The sequence below is a fragment of the Actinomadura sp. 6N118 genome (assembly GCF_044326415.1).
In the GTDB taxonomy this organism is placed as follows: domain Bacteria; phylum Actinomycetota; class Actinomycetes; order Streptosporangiales; family Streptosporangiaceae; genus Spirillospora.
In genome coordinates this window covers 1-602 of sequence record NZ_JBIRAZ010000101.1, presented here as the reverse complement: position 1 = coordinate 602, position 602 = coordinate 1, and the positions used below count along the sequence as shown (strand labels likewise).

Below are 602 nucleotides of genomic sequence, written 5' to 3'. Positions count from 1 at the left end.
GGTAACGTCTCCCTCGGTGGCGGCTTCGAGCGTGTCGTTGTCAATGACGTCGACGTGACCGCCTACGTCGAGGCCGAGCTCGATCGGCTGCATCCCAACCGGGTGCTGGCCCGTGAGGCCACGTCCGCCGCCGAATACCGGGCCGCTTGGGATGCCATCGAGAAGCAATGGGGGGAGACGATTGACCGTGCCAGGCGCCTACCGGAGGCGAAGCTGCATGAGCAGGTCGACGGCGAGTGGTCGTTCGTCGAGACGCAGCGGCATCTGCTGATGGCCAGCGATGCCTGGATCGGCAACGCCGTGCTCGAGGAGGATGCGCCGTACCACTCGTTGGGCCTTCCTGGCGGCGGGATGCCGGCCGAAGCATCGGCGAAGCTCCTCGGGCTCACCCTCGATGCCATCCCGACGCTCGACGAGGTACTCGCGCCGCGGCTCGCCCGCATGGCCACGATGTGCCGGGTCGTCGACGAGCTCACCGAGGCCGAGCTCGACCGGGTATGTGGTCGCAAGCCGGCCGACCTCTATCCGGACAAGGACTACGTCGTACGCCGCTGCCTCAGCGTCGTGCTCAAGGAAGAGGCCGAGCATCACCGGTACGCGGT

The 602-nt window shown here is 67.4% G+C and carries 1 protein-coding gene; it reads left to right on the top strand.

Features of this window, described 5'->3' with window-relative positions; genetic code table 11:
• Positions 1-54: 54 nt before the first annotated feature.
• Positions 55-602 (top strand): DinB family protein (locus ACH34W_RS55575; RefSeq protein WP_395969364.1); only part of this gene is annotated, 548 nt, incomplete at its 3' end.